Source organism: Kordia aestuariivivens, from assembly GCF_014397005.1.
In the GTDB taxonomy this organism is placed as follows: Bacteria; Bacteroidota; Bacteroidia; order Flavobacteriales; family Flavobacteriaceae; genus Kordia; species Kordia aestuariivivens.
The window spans coordinates 13,128-30,185 of the sequence record NZ_JACGWS010000011.1; the positions used below are offsets into that span (position 1 = coordinate 13,128).

The 17,058-nt window shown below is 32.7% G+C and carries 19 protein-coding genes; 7 read left to right on the top strand and 12 right to left on the bottom strand.

Annotated elements, in window-relative coordinates:
• Positions 1-2: 2 nt before the first annotated feature.
• Genes H2O64_RS16840 through H2O64_RS16850 form a run of 3 tightly spaced genes read right to left on the bottom strand, consistent with a single transcriptional unit; the run spans position 3 to position 2,219 of the window.
• On the bottom strand, positions 3-1,166 hold the full coding sequence (locus H2O64_RS16840; RefSeq protein ID WP_187563386.1) for a hypothetical protein: 1,164 nt from the start codon (positions 1,164-1,166) through the stop codon (positions 3-5).
• Positions 1,147-1,671, bottom strand: a complete 525-nt coding sequence (locus tag H2O64_RS16845; protein WP_187563387.1) for a hypothetical protein — start codon at positions 1,669-1,671, stop codon at positions 1,147-1,149. The genes H2O64_RS16840 and H2O64_RS16845 overlap by 20 nt, the downstream gene beginning before the upstream one ends.
• A complete protein-coding gene (locus H2O64_RS16850; RefSeq protein ID WP_235982912.1) occupies positions 1,668-2,219 on the bottom strand; it encodes an RNA polymerase sigma factor in 552 nt (183 codons plus the stop codon). Before H2O64_RS16850 ends, H2O64_RS16845 begins: the two co-directional genes overlap by 4 nt.
• Positions 2,220-2,546: 327 nt before the next feature.
• Here H2O64_RS16850 and meaB point away from each other — a divergent pair, with 327 nt between their 5' ends.
• The gene (gene meaB / locus H2O64_RS16855) at positions 2,547-3,632 is read left to right on the top strand and encodes a methylmalonyl Co-A mutase-associated GTPase MeaB (RefSeq protein ID WP_187563388.1); all 1,086 of its coding nucleotides are present in this window, start codon (positions 2,547-2,549) and stop codon (positions 3,630-3,632) included.
• Between the two features lie 40 nt (positions 3,633-3,672).
• On the opposite strand, the gene H2O64_RS16860 is transcribed toward meaB, so the two are convergent.
• The 5 genes from H2O64_RS16860 to H2O64_RS16880 form a co-directional block, all read right to left on the bottom strand.
• Positions 3,673-4,332, bottom strand: a complete 660-nt coding sequence (locus H2O64_RS16860; protein WP_187563389.1) for a hypothetical protein — start codon at positions 4,330-4,332, stop codon at positions 3,673-3,675.
• A gap of 10 nt (positions 4,333-4,342) precedes the next feature.
• A complete protein-coding gene (locus tag H2O64_RS16865) occupies positions 4,343-4,606 on the bottom strand; it encodes a hypothetical protein (protein WP_187563390.1) in 264 nt (87 codons plus the stop codon).
• A 594-nt stretch (positions 4,607-5,200) separates the two neighbouring features.
• Positions 5,201-5,770: a phosphatase PAP2 family protein gene (locus H2O64_RS16870; RefSeq protein WP_187563391.1), complete on the bottom strand. Its 570-nt coding sequence runs from the start codon at positions 5,768-5,770 to the stop codon at positions 5,201-5,203.
• Positions 5,771-5,779: 9 nt separating this feature from the next.
• Positions 5,780-6,007: a hypothetical protein gene (locus tag H2O64_RS16875; RefSeq protein ID WP_187563392.1), complete on the bottom strand. Its 228-nt coding sequence runs from the start codon at positions 6,005-6,007 to the stop codon at positions 5,780-5,782.
• Positions 5,994-7,385 carry an MATE family efflux transporter gene (locus H2O64_RS16880; protein WP_215907188.1) on the bottom strand — a complete coding sequence of 464 codons (1,392 nt, stop codon included), beginning with the start codon at positions 7,383-7,385 and terminating at the stop codon, positions 5,994-5,996. Before H2O64_RS16880 ends, H2O64_RS16875 begins: the two co-directional genes overlap by 14 nt.
• 220 nt (positions 7,386-7,605) lie before the next feature.
• Here H2O64_RS16880 and H2O64_RS16885 point away from each other — a divergent pair, with 220 nt between their 5' ends.
• The 4 genes from H2O64_RS16885 to H2O64_RS16900 all read left to right on the top strand — a co-directional run bounded on the left by H2O64_RS16885 (position 7,606) and on the right by H2O64_RS16900 (position 9,101).
• Positions 7,606-7,785 (top strand): hypothetical protein, encoded by a 180-nt coding sequence (locus H2O64_RS16885; RefSeq protein ID WP_187563393.1) that lies wholly within the window; start codon positions 7,606-7,608, stop codon positions 7,783-7,785.
• A gap of 178 nt (positions 7,786-7,963) precedes the next feature.
• Positions 7,964-8,152, top strand: a complete 189-nt coding sequence (locus H2O64_RS16890) for a hypothetical protein (RefSeq protein WP_215907189.1) — start codon at positions 7,964-7,966, stop codon at positions 8,150-8,152.
• Between the two features lie 279 nt (positions 8,153-8,431).
• On the top strand, positions 8,432-8,620 hold the full coding sequence (locus tag H2O64_RS16895) for a hypothetical protein (RefSeq protein WP_215907190.1): 189 nt from the start codon (positions 8,432-8,434) through the stop codon (positions 8,618-8,620).
• A 280-nt stretch (positions 8,621-8,900) separates the two neighbouring features.
• A complete protein-coding gene (locus tag H2O64_RS16900; RefSeq protein WP_187563394.1) occupies positions 8,901-9,101 on the top strand; it encodes a hypothetical protein in 201 nt (66 codons plus the stop codon).
• Positions 9,102-9,185: 84 nt separating this feature from the next.
• Here H2O64_RS16900 and H2O64_RS16905 read toward each other — a convergent pair whose 3' ends face one another.
• Together H2O64_RS16905 and H2O64_RS16910 are read right to left on the bottom strand one after the other, a co-directional pair.
• On the bottom strand, positions 9,186-9,374 hold the full coding sequence (locus tag H2O64_RS16905) for a hypothetical protein (RefSeq protein WP_187563395.1): 189 nt from the start codon (positions 9,372-9,374) through the stop codon (positions 9,186-9,188).
• 91 nt (positions 9,375-9,465) lie between these two features.
• A complete protein-coding gene (locus H2O64_RS16910; RefSeq protein ID WP_187563396.1) occupies positions 9,466-11,127 on the bottom strand; it encodes an AraC family transcriptional regulator in 1,662 nt (553 codons plus the stop codon).
• Between the two features lie 220 nt (positions 11,128-11,347).
• Between H2O64_RS16910 and H2O64_RS16915 the strand changes: the two genes are divergently transcribed.
• The gene (locus tag H2O64_RS16915; protein ID WP_187563397.1) at positions 11,348-13,966 is read left to right on the top strand and encodes a zinc-dependent metalloprotease; all 2,619 of its coding nucleotides are present in this window, start codon (positions 11,348-11,350) and stop codon (positions 13,964-13,966) included.
• Positions 13,967-14,145: 179 nt separating this feature from the next.
• Positions 14,146-14,478 carry a hypothetical protein gene (locus tag H2O64_RS16920; RefSeq protein WP_187563398.1) on the top strand — a complete coding sequence of 111 codons (333 nt, stop codon included), beginning with the start codon at positions 14,146-14,148 and terminating at the stop codon, positions 14,476-14,478.
• Positions 14,479-14,912: 434 nt separating this feature from the next.
• Here the strand turns inward: H2O64_RS16920 and H2O64_RS16925 are convergent, their stop codons facing one another.
• Together H2O64_RS16925 and H2O64_RS16930 are read right to left on the bottom strand one after the other, a co-directional pair.
• Positions 14,913-15,863: a phosphoribosylaminoimidazolesuccinocarboxamide synthase gene (locus H2O64_RS16925; RefSeq protein WP_187563399.1), complete on the bottom strand. Its 951-nt coding sequence runs from the start codon at positions 15,861-15,863 to the stop codon at positions 14,913-14,915.
• A 205-nt stretch (positions 15,864-16,068) separates the two neighbouring features.
• Entirely contained in the window at positions 16,069-17,022 is a 954-nt protein-coding gene (locus tag H2O64_RS16930) for a PhoH family protein (RefSeq protein ID WP_187563400.1), read from the bottom strand.
• Between the last annotated feature and the right edge of the window lie 36 nt (positions 17,023-17,058).

The window sequence follows — 17,058 nt, forward strand, 5'->3', positions numbered from 1 at the left end:
TGTTATTCGTTGTAAAGAAGCGTAACAAAACCGTGAACTAAATCAAGCTTGAACATGTTTTTTTTCACTTCAGGAGTGTCTTTTCCACGTGAAAACATTTTAGTTTTTTCGCCGTTTCTGTTGGGTTGCATTACTATTTTCATGCCCTTATCATTCATCACAGCATTGTTTCCAACAGCTTCCATATAATAATTTTGATTTTTTATAGTGTATAGTTTTATATCTGAATATTCACACATCATGTTGATCGATTCAAAGTTTTTCCCCAAATTATGAATTAAAAAATCGCTTTTAAAGTCACTGAATTGTACATTTTTAGTGATTTCTCCAATAATTATTTTTGAAAATTCAGTTTGCATCATTACATTTTCAAGTTGACCAAATACCCCATGCGTAACATTTTTAAACATATAACCACCACCAATCACTTTTTTGATTTTTATACTTCCATTCCTAAAAGCAATCGAATTATCTTTATTATTTAACTCTTTAGCAATCAAATTACTTTCTTGAAATGAACCAACAATTGTGTTTGTAAATTTTCCTTCAAAATACACATTAGCGCGATTTACATGTAAATTCATGATCATATATGAAGGAATATAGATTTCATAAGTAGCTCGAATACTTTGAATTCCTTTATGGTTACTCGTTTTGATATCTTTTAAAGCAACACTATCATTTTTGAATACCATAAAACCTTCCAAATCTTGAAAACCTGTACCGTTTTCAGAAATCATTTTGTTAATATCTGAAACGGTTTTGTACTGATTTGGTTCATTCTTTTCAGCAAATATATTTTCAATACTAATGTGTCCATCACTAAGTTGGTACGAAAAATTTCCTACGGAAGTTGGGGAAGCATTTTTAATTTCTAAATAATTTGAATCGCCCATAGTCGTTTGCATCGCAGCATACACAACGATTCCGTTAGAAACATGTTTCTCTTCTTCAGCTGTGTAATTTTTAAAATTGATTTCAAAATCTACTTTTACTTCATCTTTGTCCCAAACTTTGAAAGTGACATCAATATTCGTTGTTTCAAAATTAAGCCTAGTATTTTTATCTACCGAAAAGGTTTTTTGATACTTTTTCTGCGTTTGCGCCATCAGTCCAAACGAACCGATGAAAAGCATAATGACTAAACTATATATTTTTTTGTTCATCTTGTAAGCGTTTTAAATGTTGTTGAATTTCCTGTAAAAGCGTCAAACGCATTTGCAAGTTTTTAATCATTTTGTCAAGTGTTGTCAAACTGTTTTTTTCTACTAAAAAGGCTTGTTTTAATTCTTGATAGGATGCATCCAAATTTTCCAAGCGTTCTTCATACTTTTTAACTAAACTCTCGTCGTTTGCCGTCAGTTGAAATGTTTCCCATTCCGATGCAATATGTTGTAAATATTCATCTTCAATAGATTTCATTTCGGTAAATAGTGAAGATTGCACAATTGCTGTTTCACCATAATTACTATACAGAACAGCGCCAATTCCTAGAAATAATACACATGCTGCAGCAATGCTTTTCCAGTATTGAAATGATTTTGGTTTTGAAGGAATTCCTTCCGTTGTAGCGAGTTTTTCTAAAAACTCAGCGCGATGTCCTGTTGGCAACGTTGGTGTATCCAAAGTAGCATCGTTTTCGTTTAAAATGTCTTTTATATTTTTTTTCATGATATTTTATGTTTAAAATGATCATTTAATATGTTCTTAAGCTTTGTTTTTCCGCGCATTAATTGCGTTCTTGAAGTTCGCACAGGAATGTTCAATATTTCTGAAATTTCTTGATGATCATAGCCTTCAATCAAATAGAGTTTTACAACGTATTTGTAAGTGTCTGGCAATGTGTCAATGACTTGAATGATTTCTTGTTTGCTAATATCTGAATGTACTTCCCAAGTAGCATCATCGTCAATAATTGTCAAGGTTTGCTCGTTCATTTCTTCATAGACCAACGATCGTTTTTTGAGCGTATCAATACATTGATTGATGATAATTCGCTTCAACCAAGCGCCAAACGCAACTTCTCCTTTGTATTGTTGCAAGCGTGTAAATGCTTTCAGAAATCCTTCCTGCATAACATCTTTGGCATCTTCCCTATTTTGAATGTACCGACAGGTAACACTATACATCGCATCCGCATATAAATCGTAGAGCTTTAGTTGGGCTTTCCGATTTCCTTGCATACATTTTTTAAGTATTCCTAAATGCTGTTGGCTCATTTATTTGGTTTGAGTTCTATTTTAAAGACGACATTATTTTTCAAGCGTTTCATTTTAGTGGAAATTTATTTCAATTTCGCTCAATTTTATTCTCCTAGCCTATTCAAAACTCTGAAAAATATATTGTAATTTCGTTTTTATATCATTTATAGTTTCAATTTACTGTAAAATAAAATAATGATTTTTTTCTTTATTCAAACTCAAAAATTAAATCATAGCATTAGCTACGGTTTCTTTTTTTAGTGAAGAAGAAGGGGAAAAAGGGTGTTTTATTACAGTAAATTCAAATGGTAAATGGTATTACAATTTAAAATTATATAAACACACTTGAATTCAAAACCAAAACATACATCTGCCTTGCATGAAAAAGACGGTATTTCACCACCAGATTTTATCAGCAAAGATTCTGTGGCATCTATTAAAAAGAATAGAAGAAAACAACCTTCTGTAGATGAATTGGTTACAGGAATTTTGAATCAGGATAAAGTTGCGTTGAGTAGAGCAATTACGCTTGTAGAAAGCAAAAATAATACGCATCTAGCGAAAGCTACTGAAATTATAGAGAAGTGTTTACCACATGCTAATAAATCGATCCGAATCGGAATTACAGGCGTTCCAGGTGTTGGAAAAAGCACCTTTATTGAAGCGTTTGGAAAACATTTGACAGGTTTGGGCAAAAAAGTTGCCGTGTTAGCAGTTGATCCAAGTAGTTCAATTTCTAGCGGAAGTATTTTAGGCGATAAAACCCGCATGGAAGATTTGGTAAAGGACGAAAACGCTTTTATTCGTCCGTCCGCTTCTGGTGATTCGCTTGGTGGTGTTGCCCGAAAAACCCGTGAAACGATTATTTTGTGTGAAGCCTGTGGTTTTGATACGATTGTGATTGAAACTGTCGGCGTTGGACAAAGTGAAACTGCCGTGCATAGTATGGTGGATTTCTTTTTATTGTTGAAATTGGCTGGCGCCGGAGACGAATTGCAAGGAATTAAGCGTGGAATTATTGAAATGGCTGACGCAATTGTGATTAATAAAGCCGATGGCGATAACGTAAAGCGTGCGCAAATGGCGCGAACCGAATTTAAGCGCGCATTACACTTATATCCGATGAAAGCGTCTGAATGGCTTCCTAAAGTGATTACAGCTTCTGCTTTGAAACAAGAAGGAATTGACGATGTTTGGCAACTAATTTCTGAATTTCATAAAACTACAAAAGCAAATAGTTATTTTGAAAATCATAGAAAGCAACAGAATCGTTTTTGGTTACTACAAACTATTGAAGAACGCTTGAAACATAACTTTTATAATAACTCAAACGTAAAAAAAGTCTTAGACGACTATTTGAAAGCGACTGAAAATAGTACAATTTCTCCATTTCATGCGGCACAACAGTTGTTGGAGTTGTTGAATTCTTAATATTTTTCGATTAGATAAAGATTAACAAAAAATACACCTTTTAATTACCTTCCTGTTTTATTACATTCTGTTTTTTATTTAATAAAATCTGTTGGTAATTTAATTGAAACTCAATAGCTTTATTGATGGATTCTAATTGTGGCTTGTTTTCCTTATTATCATCCAAATATTTACTTAAGGCAGTTTGATCGATAACAAGTTTGTTGTCTTTCATTATTACAAAATTGATATTTTCTAAGCCATTTAATTTTGCGTTTTTCAAATACTCATTATAAGCTTCTGGTAACTTACTATCTATGCCACCTAAAATTGTTACTGGTTTATCAAGGTTTTGATTTTTGACAAATTCTCTTAAATATTCAGGAATTTCGTAGCCATTTCCGTTAAAATAACTTCTGGTTGTTTGGTTTTCGTTTTCCCTAATAACAATTAACTTTTGGCGCAACTTACGTTCGCAATCCAATATTGCTTTATTCAGTTTTGTTAAAAAATCCTTATGTTCATTTGATAATTTTTGTTCATTAATTACTTTATAAGAATATAAATATTTTAATGCATCAACATAGTTTTTATTCTTATATGCATTATTTCCTTTAGTATATAGCTCACTATGGTTATTTGAAGATTGTATAATATGCGATGTGAAACCAAACACTATTATTAAAGATATTGGTATAATTATCCATTTAATGTATTTCATAGCTTAGTATTTAAATTGGAGATTCATCTGGTAGGTCTTGACTATCCAGTTGTTCTATTTCTGTATTTTTATTAGTGTTAGAATCAGCGTATTTAGTAAAATCTAATCCTTTCCAGATGGTTACAGATATTATTATTGCTCCAAATAACGCAAAGAAAGTTCCAGGAGCAGCTTTTTTAAGAATTAATTGATTGTCTTTAAATTTTATATCTAAATCTCCTGCTTGTCCCCAAATACCTTTGGCAAATAGTTTGTAACCTAGGTATATTGACATTAGACCAACTAAAAGGGAAATTAATTTATATGTAGTTAACGAGATTATAATAGAGGTTTCGGTTTCCATAATTGAATGCAGCGTATTCGTTTGTATTTAGTTGTGTATACAAGAAACTAATTTAGTAAAAGAAAATGAACCTGAAGATGGTTCGTAGAATTTTCTCATAAATTCACCAATATCAATGCGTTACAAATGTTAGCATGAATAGTTTTTTTACACCGAACTTCATTAAATTACTTGTAATGATTGTATAAAAAAAGCGAACCGAAGCTCGCTTAATTTATGATATTTGTTTTTTCTACAATTCACAATCCCAAACGGTATGGCATTCTGTGTCTGTACAGTCTCTTTCAGTTTCACAAGCACACCAAGAGTCATTTGTCCATCTGTTTGTACCACCACTTAAAGCAACACTACGCAGATTTGAAATTGATTTTTTGTTAAGTTTTAATGTGTTAAGATTACTTTTTTTCATGATATAAATTTATTTGGTTATGTCATAAAATTACTGAAATAGATTTAAGTTAAGGCACAAATTATCAATTCATTAACAATAACTTGAAATTTCGACAAAAGTAAAACCAATAAAATTTAAGCGTATTTCTTTATCAAGAATTGTCTCAGTTTAAAGATCATTCCGCCATAAAAACCACCCACAATCATTCCTGTGAGGACATCGCCTGGAAAATGTACACCAATATAAATTCGGCTGTAGCCAACACATGCTGCCCAAAAGAGTAAGATGAATACAATGTATTTATAATGTTTCCGTAACACCAAACCAACAAACGTTGCGAGTGCCATCGCGTTTGACGCATGCCCTGAGAAGTAGCCAAACTGTCCACCACAATACGATTTTACCAATCGCATATGATCAACTAAATCCGCAGTATGACAAGGTCTCGGGCGTAAAAAGAGTGTTTTTTTGAATAGATTTGCGGTTTGATCTGTAATTGTAATCAACAACGCAACTAATACTAACGTGAAGAATATTTCTTTCTTTTTGTGTGTTTTTAAGATGAGAATCAACAAAAAAGCATACAACGGAATTGCATAATATTTATCCGTGATAAACATCCAAAAGCCGTCCCAAGTGGGCGTTCCGAGTCCATTTAAGAATAAAAATAATTCTTTGTCGTAATTGATGAGTTGATCGATCATGTCAAAATATTAATCGTCGTAACGTGATAATTCACGATCATAAAAATCGTTTGCATCTTGAAATAAACCTTCAGCTTCTGTAGCCAATTCTTTTTCATCTTCTTTATCGAATTCTTCTAACCATTCCACTTCGTCATTTTCTAAGTTGATGATAAATCTTGGAAATTCGGTATGTATGATGAAGATTGCATCGGGATAATCGGTATTATCGCCTAGTAAAAATTTAGGAAACTCCATAAGTAGCTTGATTATTAATAAGTTTTTTTGATAAATAATTGAATCTAATATACAATAATATTGCCGAAACGGTGAGTCCCGCTAGCAAACCTATCCAGATTCCTGCACTTTTATATTCAGTGTGCAATCCGAGATAGTAGGAAGTTGGAAAACCAACCATCCAATAGGCGAAAAATGTAATTAAAGTCGGGATTTTCACATCTTGCAAACCGCGCAAAATACCCAAACCAACGACTTGTATTCCGTCCGAAATTTGAAAAAATGCAGAAACAAATAATAATTTGGCTGCAATAGCTATTACTTCTTGATTGTCTATAAAGTTTACCACATCCGTTTCATTGACATATAATGTTGGAAACCAAGTATTAAATATCATAAACATGGCAGCGAATACAATATCAATGATCAATACTAATAAGAATAGTGAAAGGGCAATTCTACGCAATTCAGGAAAACGCTTTAATCCTTTTTGATTTCCGACACGAATCGTTGCCGCAACACTTAATCCCATTGCCACCATAAACGTCATGGAAGATAAGTTTAATGCTATTTGATTTGCTGCTTGTGAATTTTTACCTAAAATACCAGACAACCAAATAGCTGCCGTGAAAATAGCGACTTCAAAAAACATTTGTAACGAAGATGGAAAACCTAATGAAATGATCTTTTCAAGTACAGATTTTTTTATTTCTTTAAAGTTAAAATTAGTCACATAGTTTCTAAATTTTTTCTTGTATCGCAATAATAACCAGATAAATACTAACATGACCACACGCGAAACTAAGGTTCCGATTGCTGCGCCAATAATGCCCCATTTTGGAAAGATCCATATTCCGAAAATTAAGAAGTAGTTGATGACAACATTGACCACATTTGCCAATAATGTTGCCCACATAGCGTATTTTGTTTGTGATAAACCATCTGCAAATTGCTTAAACGCTTGAAATATAATTAGCGGAATTAAGGAAGCAGCAACTAAGTTTAAGTACGGCATTGCCAAATCGACCACTTCTTTGGGTTGATCCATGACGTACATGAGTGGTTTTGCCATCATCACACCAATAAAAACGATCATTGAAATGATGGTACACAATATCAAACCGTGTTTGAGTGCGCCTTTTACTTTTGCTTTATCGCCTGCTGCATCTGCTTCTGCAACCAACGTGGTAATTGCTGTTGAAAATCCGATTCCAATCGACATTGCAATGAATAAAAAGCTATTTCCTAGAGAAACCGCCGCCAATTCTGCTGTTCCCAGTTGTCCAACCATTGCATTATCTACAAAACTTACAAATGTATGCCCAAGCATTCCCAAAATTATTGGAGATGCAAGCTTTAAATTATAAGCGAATTCTTTGGTGTATTCTTGTAAAATCAATGGTTATTTTTAGACGTGGCAAATATAGAGCACTTTTGCTTTTGACACCTATACTTTCAAGTGAATTTATCCTTTCTGTTTTATAAATTGAACAGCCATAATTTGTAAACTCCCTATCGCGCTCTTTTTTTTTTGAAATACGAGTCGTATTTTTATGATACAAAAGGTGGTACCCGAAAAACCTCAAAAGAGTACGGACAATCTAAACAACTTAAATACCATGAAAAAAAACATTTTAAACATCGAAGGAGTTTCTGCAATTTCTAAAGAAGAGCAAAGTCAAATTAACGGTGGAGCTGGTTGGGACATTTCCAAATGCGGATGTGACTGTGCAGGACGTGTTACAGGACCAAAATATTGTCCGTGGATTATGGCTTGCCCACAAGTATATACTTGTTAATGACAGATAAAAATTTTAGTGAATTATAGATTTACATAAAGTAACTATGATTTAAATGAAAAGAATGGCTTCTCAAAAAATTAAGAAGCCATTTTTTTACTTAAGCAACAGTTATAAAACCAAAAGGTGGTACCCGAAAAACCTCAAAAGAGTACGGACAATCTAAAACTTAAATATCATGAAAAACATTTTAAACATCAAAGGAGTTTCAGCAATTTCTAAAGAAGAGCAAGGTCAAATTAATGGTGGTGCTGGATACGATTTATCAAAATGCGGATGTGATTGCGCAGGACGTGTTACAGGACCAAAATATTGTAGATGGTTTATAGCGTGCCCACAAGTATATACATGTGGTAGCGACATATAAACTTTCTGAAAAACACATTAAATATGGTTCCAACTTATGAAACTATATTTTAGATTACAAAAAGGCTTCTTTTTATATAAAAGAAGCCTTTTTACTTGTGATAGCAATACATTGAGCAACATTGCATAGTGTTTGTTTTATAAAATGAATAGCTGCAATTTGTAAATCAACGAATACTCCTCTTTCCTATCGATATATATGTGTATACTTTTATTGCAATCAAAAGGTGGATCCTGAAAAACCTTTAATAGAGTACGGACAATCTAAAACTTAAATATCATGAAAAACATTTTAAACATCAAAGGAGTTTCAGCAATTTCTAAAGAAGAGCAAGGTCAAATTAATGGTGGTGCTGGTTGGGACATTTCCAAATGCGGATGTGACTGTGCAGGACGCGTTACAGGACCAAAATATTGTCCATGGATTATGGCTTGCCCACAAGTATACACTTGTGGTAATGATATATAAACTTTCTGAAAAGTGAATTAAATATGGTTCCTATTAATGAAACTATATTTTAGATTACAAAAAGGCTTCTTACTATATTATAGAAGCCTTTTTACTTGTGATAGCAATACATTGAGCAACATTTTATAATGTTTATTTTATAAAATGAATAGCTGTAATTTGTAAATCGATGAATACTCCTCTTTCCTATCTACATATATGTGTATACATTTATTGCAATCAAAAAGGTGGATCCTGAAAAACCTTTAATAGAGTAAGGACAATTTATAATTTAAATATCATGAAAAAAAACATTTTAAACATCAAGGGAGTTTCAGAAATTTCTAAAGAGAAGCAAAGTCAAATTAATGGCGGAATCGGATTAGGTTCTGGTGTTGGATGTGGATGCGATTGTGCAGGACGTGTTACTGGACCTTTTTATTGTCAACAAATTTTTGGATGTCCACAGGTGTATACTTGTGACGATAGCCAAGCATCATAAATTTTTGATACTAAATATTCGTATTAAAAAAGGCTTCTGAAAATTTCAGAAGCCTTTTTGCTTTTTAATGAATTTTGAATTTTGTTAAACTGAAGTTTCACAATCTAATTGATATGAATCAGTTTGTGTTCTTCCTCCTTTTGGAGTTCTTGATTCTTGTATCGTACATGGCAGTGTAGAATTTGCAATGGTTCCTTTACCAATGATACTAAATGAATTTATTTTTGCTATTTGTATTTTTTTGAGGGCTAAAAATTTTCGTTGCGTTTTCATATGAGAATATGTATTAGTTTAAACCAAGATACATAACTGTATGTAATGAACGCTAAGAAAGTATTGCTATTTTATAAATTGAACAGCCTTTTTAACGTACTTTTTTTAGATAGGTAGAAGGGTTTTCGCCTGTTTTGGCTTTGAATGCGCGTGAGAATGATCCGTGGCTTTTATAGCCAACTTCTTTTGCAATTGCCTTTATGGTATACATACGAAACTTTTTGTCATTTTCGAGCCTAGCAAGTGTATATTGAATGCGAAGATTGTTTAAATATTCTGTAAAAGTCATCTTTTTATGCGAATTCAAAATACTAGATAAATAGGTTGTATTGGTGTCTATTTTTTTAGCGGTTGCATATAAATTATACTTTGGATTTAAGTAGAATTCTTGTGCCTCAAGGTTTTTTAATTTTTGAAGAATCTCATCCACAGTTTTATCGCTTTTTACAGCATTTTGCGGTTCTTTTTTGTCTGCACCTTTTAGTTTACTTATAACTTCTGCTCTTTTTTTATTGAATTGTCTATATAATAAAAAACCAAAAACCCCGACCACAACAATGGCAATACTTAGAAAAATATAGAACCGTTTTTTATCTTTTTGATGTTGTGCTTCATACTTATTCTTAATTTTTTCTATTTCATATTTAGTCGTGGTTTGAATCACCGTTTCTTCATTTCCGTCCGCGAGAATACTATCGTTTATGTCTGCTGATTTTTGTCGGTATATCGATTCTTTTTCAAACTGTTTCGTGCTTTTATAAACAGCAGCTTTCAACACTAAAACGTCATAATAATCAGTAATTAACACTTTTTTTTCTTTGTAACGTGTTTCCATCTGTTCCAAAAACGCCAATGCTTCTGAATATTCCTCTTTTTGAACATGATAATCTGCCAATAAATAGATGATTTTAGAAACTTGTTTGTTATTTTCTAACGTTTCAAAAATGTCTTTTGCCTTTATTAAGTTTTCATATGCTTCTGGGAAAAGTTTTTTTGCAGTATATGCTTTCCCTTTTAACTCAAATAAATACGCTGTTCCTTCAATATCGTTGTAATAATCAGCGATGTTAATTCCTTTGTCAATGTACAATAACGCAGAATCTAGCTCTTTTTCTGCTTGATATGCTTTGGCTAAAAACATGTGATAATTAATGTAATCTTCTACATAGTTAGTTGCATCATTTTCGATTAGTTTTTCCTCTTCTATTGTAGCAATAGCTTCTTTGAAAGTTTCTTTGGCTTCGCTATAATTTTTAAGTTCCAAGCCCAAAATCTCCATATTTCCATTAATATTGAGCAATTGCCGGGTTCGTTTATTTCGATGCGCAACTTCATATATATGCAATAAAATATTTCCTGCTTTGTATTTATTACCTAATTCTATTTCGGTTGTTGCAATGGCAATTTTTGTTTGAATGTAGCGTGCGCTATCAGCATCGTCTGAAATATTTTGTAGTGCTTTTTCATATTCAGACATGGCGTCTTTGTAAATTCCTTTACTTTGGTAAAATTCTCCTAAATAATAATGTGCGCGATACAAATGTACCGAATCATTGAAGGTTTTTGCTTTATGAAAATACTCCATGTGAAGTTTCATCATAGAATCGGTTTCAATTCCTTGATACGCTAACAAATCTTCTTCAGCCTTATCAAGAATCTTTGTAATATCAGTAATAGTGTATTCTTGCGAAGTCGTATTCGTGCAAGAATATACCAAAAAACTAAACAAACATATCAGCAAAAAACGATTCATATTGGCACATTATATCCTTGTGAAAAATATACTTTTTTACAATCATAAAAACTATTTAGTCGTTCTTTTTTCCAGAACACAACTAATTACGTTCTAAAATATTCACATTTTATAATAAAATAGAGCCTTTACACTCTTTTTAACTTCATTTTAAGAAATAAAACACATTCAAAAAGTTATTTTTGACTTAATTAATCCATCCTAATAAATAAAAAGAAATATGACATTTAAACCACAATCAAAAAACAAAGTATTCTTTGTCTTATTATTGTTGTTTGCATTTTTAGCTACTCCAGATGCAAATGCACAACGAAAAAAAAGAAATAAAGACAAGAAAGGCGATACAGAAAAAGTAGCACCAAAGAAGAAATCTACTGAAAAATCTATTGCTGATTTAACCAAAAAAAGCAAAAAAATTGAAGGTCTATTTACGATCTATCAAGATACTATTACGGGAAGTCTTCAAATGGTTGTTACCAAAGAACAATTAGAAAAAGAATTTATTTATTTCAGTCAAATAAAAGACGGAGTTTCAGAAGTTGGTGCTTTTAGAGGTGCTTATAGAGGTTCTAAAATATTTACACTGAAAAAATATTTTAATAAAATAGAATTCGTTGCCAAAAATACTTCTTACTATTTTGATCCTAATAGCGCATTGTCAAAATCTGCCGAAGCAAATATTAGTGAAGGTGTAATGGCAAGTTTGAAGATTGAAGCTACCGATAAAGAAAAAGGATTGTATTTAATTAAAGCAGATGCCATCTTCTTAAAAGAAACATTATCTCAAATAAAGCCACCACGTTTTCCAGGTCGTGGACCTTTCTCTTTTTCTTTAGGAAACTTAGATAAAGGAAAAACTAAAATCAACGCGATTAAAAACTATCCTGAGAATACAGATTTAGTAATTGAGTATGTATACTCTAAACCTTCTGTATTAAATGGTGGATCGAACGCAGTAACAGATGGAAGAAACGTGACTATTAAAGTAAATCACAGTTTGATTCAAGTGCCAGACAATACATATATGGCACGATATGATGATCCAAGAGTTGGATATTTTACTACACAAGTTACCAACATGACAACGCCAAGCGTTACACCATATAAAGATTTAATCCACAGATGGCACTTAGAGAAAAAAGATCCTGCAGCAGCAGTTTCTGAGCCTGTAGAACCAATTACATGGTGGATTGAAAACACCACACCTCTTGAATATAGAGAAACTATAAAAGAAGGTGTGTTGCGTTGGAATATAGCTTTTGAAAAAGCAGGATTTAAAAATGCAATGGTTGTCAAAGTGCAACCTGATGATGCAGAATGGGACGCAGGTGATGTTCGTTACAATGTATTGCGTTGGACATCTTCTCCAAGACCTCCATTCGGTGGATACGGACCAAGTTTCGTAAACCCAAGAACTGGACAAATTTTAGGTGCTGATGTAATGTTAGAATATGTACATCAAACAAATAGAGTTATTTATGACAAATTGTTTGAAACAATGAGTGCATTCTCTTATGAAGATATTGACAAAGCTGAAAACGAGTTGCAAAAATTCAACAAGCAATACAACTACTGTTCTTTAGGACATTTAATGCATGAGAATAGTGTATTCGGAAATACGGCATTAACACTTATGAATGCATCTGAAGACGAAAAAGAAGTGTTGAGAAACGAAGGATTGACACACTTAATTATGCACGAAGTTGGACACACGTTAGGATTAAACCATAACATGAAGTCTAGTCAGTTGCACTCACCTGCTCAATTAGCCGATAAAAATTATATTCAAGGAAAAGCCTTAACAGGTTCTGTAATGGATTACGAAGCTATTAACGTAACAAACGATAGAACGCAACAAGGACACTATTTTACAACGACTTTAGGACCTTATGACCTTTGGGCAATTGAGTTCGGGTACAAGCCTGTAACGACGTATAAAGAACTAGATGACATCTTAAAAAGATCAACTGAACCAGAATTAATCTTCGGAAATGATGCGGATGACATGAGAAGTCCTGGGAAAGCAATTGATCCAAGAGTAATGGTAGGCGATTTATCAAATGATCAAATTACATATTCTGTAAATAGAATCAACTTGGTGAATGAAATGACGGCTAAATTACGTACAAAGTACAGTGATTACGGAAAATCATACCAAGAATTAGTAGTTGCGTATAGCATCTTACAAGGTCAAAAATCAAGTGCTTTAAATGTAATCTCTCGTTTTATTGGTGGTATTTATGTTGATAGAGCTATGCAAGGACAAGTTGGTGGAACACAACCATACACGCCTGTAAGTTATGCTGACCAAAAAAGAGCGATGAAAGCTTTAAAAGATTATTTGTTTGCACCAAACGCAAATGATGTTCCAAAAGATTTATATACGCACTTAGCAAGACAACGTAGAGGGTTTAACTTCTTCGGTGGACCAGAAGATCCAAAAATTCACAGTGCAGCATTACGTAGACAAATGGGCGTTTTATATCACATATTACATCCAAATACATTACAACGTATTGTAGATTCTGAATTATATGGTAATGAATACAAGCTTCCAGAATATATGAGAGACTTGAACAAAGCTATTTTCAATGCAGATATTAATACTTCTGTAAATTCATTCAGACAGAACTTACAGTTAGCATATACAGACATGTTAATTCAAATGTTGACAGGAAAAGTAAGCGGACGTTTTAGCAATGTTGCTAAATCTATGGCGATTTACAACTTAAAAACAATCAGAAGATTTGCAGCAAACAATCTTGGAGATTTAGGAACAAAAGCGCACAAAATGCACTTGAAAACCTTAATTGACAATGCAATGAAAGAGATTAAGTAATAATAATTTATTCAAAAATTTATAAAAGGCATCATATTATGATGCCTTTTATTATTGTAATAGTCTGAAAAACAATTTATTAGTAATAATACCTTATTTTTTAATTACGTGTTTGTACGTTAAAACTTTCAATCTTTAGGTTATAAATTTGATATAATTAACCACAAACACTTTTAATCATGGCTGGAAAGACATTTCACAACAAATCAAAAAATTACATTAATGTGACATTATTAATTCGTCAAGGAACAAATATTCAAAAACCTTCTTTAGAGCAGTTTTTTTCTTTAGATGCTGGTGAGACAAAGTTTGTAGAGTATGGAAATGCTACAAATATTTACTTGAACGGATTAGTATTAGAATACAAAGATCCTACAACACAATCACTAACAAATGCTAAAGAAGAAGTAATTGCTACTGGTGTTGCACCAACGTTTGATTGGGTTTTAAATACACATAGTACTATCACTATAAATAGTACAAATGGATTAGATATTTCTGCAAGTAACTAAAAAAGTAAAAGCACCATTTTCATTGCTGAAAATGGTGCTTTCTTTTTAATGTAACTAAAAGTAATTAATCACTTTTAAGAACATGGATATCTTGTCGCAGTTCCTTGACAACCTTGAACTCCTGAATGATCTAGATCACGAATTCCACCTACTACATTCATAACATTAAATTTTAAAATTGTTTTCTTGTTCAAAGACAAAGAATTTAGATTTCTCTTTTTCATAATATTTTTATTTTAAATTAATAACTTTCTAAATATAAGGAAAAGAAAGATTAATAGGAAGAAATGAAAGTCTAGATTTATGAATTGTAAGCGCAAAAATGAACGCAAACATTGAATCTCTTCCAAGAGGAACAGATGCTTATAAAAAATAAAAGCAGCATTTCCGTAACGAAAATGCCGCTTTTAGTTTTATTTATATTGAGATCGTTGCTACTTCGTTAAATACGAAACTACGTTCTCTTCTATTCTGGTAAGAATGCTTGAAACATCTGCCTTTTCAAACGTTTCTCCTGTAATATTCTCATATAATTCTATGTATCTATCAGAAACAGAGTTGATATATTCGTCACTCATAAAAGGAACTTTTTGTCCTTCTAATCCTTGAAAATCGTTGCTTATCAACCATTGACGCACAAATTCTTTCGATAGTTGCTTTTGTGGTTCTTGCTTGTCTTGTAATTCTTGATAACTATCTGCGTAGAAATAACGAGAAGAATCTGGTGTGTGAATTTCGTCAATCAGTACAATTTTACCATCTTTCGTTTTCCCGAATTCGTATTTGGTATCAACCAAAATTAAACCGCGTTCTTTTGCAATTTTAGTTCCTTCTGCAAATAATAAACGCGTATAGTTTTCTAATTGAATATAATCTTCTTCGGAAACAATTCCACGTGCTAAAATATCCTCACGAGAAATATCTTCATCATGTGCGCCCATTTCTGCTTTGGTAGCTGGTGTAATAATTGGCGCTGGAAATTGATCATTTTCAATCATACCATCTGGCATTTCCACACCGCAAAGCATGCGCTTTCCAGCTTTGTATTCACGAGCTGCATGACCAGACATATAACCTCTAATCACCATTTCTACCTTAAAAGGTTCGCATGCATGACCAATAGCCACATTCGGATCTGGTGTTGCCAATAACCAATTTGGAACTAAATGTTCTGTAGCTTTCATCATTTTAGTCGCAATCTGGTTTAAAATTTGACCTTTAAACGGAATTCCTTTTGGCATCACTACATCAAAAGCAGATAATCTATCCGTTGCAATCATGACCAACAAATCATCATTAATTGTATATACTTCGCGTACTTTCCCTGTATATTTTGCCGTTTGTCCGGGGAAATTAAAATTTGTTGCGGTAATCGTGTTACTCATTTTTTGGGTATTTGGTGTTGGGTTCTAGGTTCTAGGTTCTAGGTTCTAGGTTCTAGGTTCTAGGTTCTAGGTTCTAGGTTCTAGGTAAAAAAACTTTTATATTTAAAATTCCAAACACTTCTCGATACTAATTTGTTCCACAAATTCACTCGAAGTGACGTATAACTTTTACATTTAAAATTTATAATTCAACATTTAGCATTTTTTAGCTACTATGTTCAATATTTCGATATGCTTCTATAACTTTCTTTACCAATCGGTGACGTACAACGTCTTTATCGTCTAAGTAAATCATTCCGATTCCTTTTACATCTTTCAATATTAATAAAGCTTCTTTTAGTCCAGAAATCACACGTCTTGGTAAATCTATTTGTCCAGGATCGCCAGTCAACATAAATTTTGCATTTTTCCCCATACGCGTTAAAAACATTTTCATTTGCGCATGTGTAGTATTTTGTGCTTCATCCAGAATTACAAAAGCATTATCCAACGTACGACCACGCATAAATGCCATAGGGGCAATCTGGATGGTTCCGTTTTCTATATAAAGTGCTAATTTTTCTGGTGGAATCATATCGCGCAACGCATCATACAACGGTTGCATATACGGATCTAGTTTTTCTTTTAAATCTCCCGGTAAGAAACCTAAACTTTCGCCTGCTTCTACTGCTGGACGCGTTAAAATGATTCGTCGTACTTCTTTATTTTTCAGGGCGCGAACGGCTAATGCAACACCTGTATAGGTTTTTCCTGTTCCTGCTGGACCAATAGCAAACACCATATCATTTTTGTTCATCATTTCTACCAACTTCCGTTGATTTGCCGTAATAGCTTTGATCAACTTTCCATTCGTTCCATGAACCAATACTTGGCCACTTTCCGCAGAAGTATCATAATCTTTGGTGCTTTCGCTTGTCAGTACACGTTCAATGACGTTTTCGTCAATTTTGTTGTACTTGGCAAAATGTCCCATTAACATGGTTAATCGCTTATCAAACTCTTCCAATAAAGTTTCATCTCCGTAAGCTTTAATCTTATTTCCTCTCGCTACAATTTTAAGTTTTGGGAAGTATTTTTTTAACAATTCTATGTTGGTATTTTGGTGACCAAAAAACTCTCTTGGACTGATCTCAGAAAGTTCAAAAATAATTTCGTTCAAAAGCGACTCGTATTAAGGTTAGATTTCCGTTTTGTT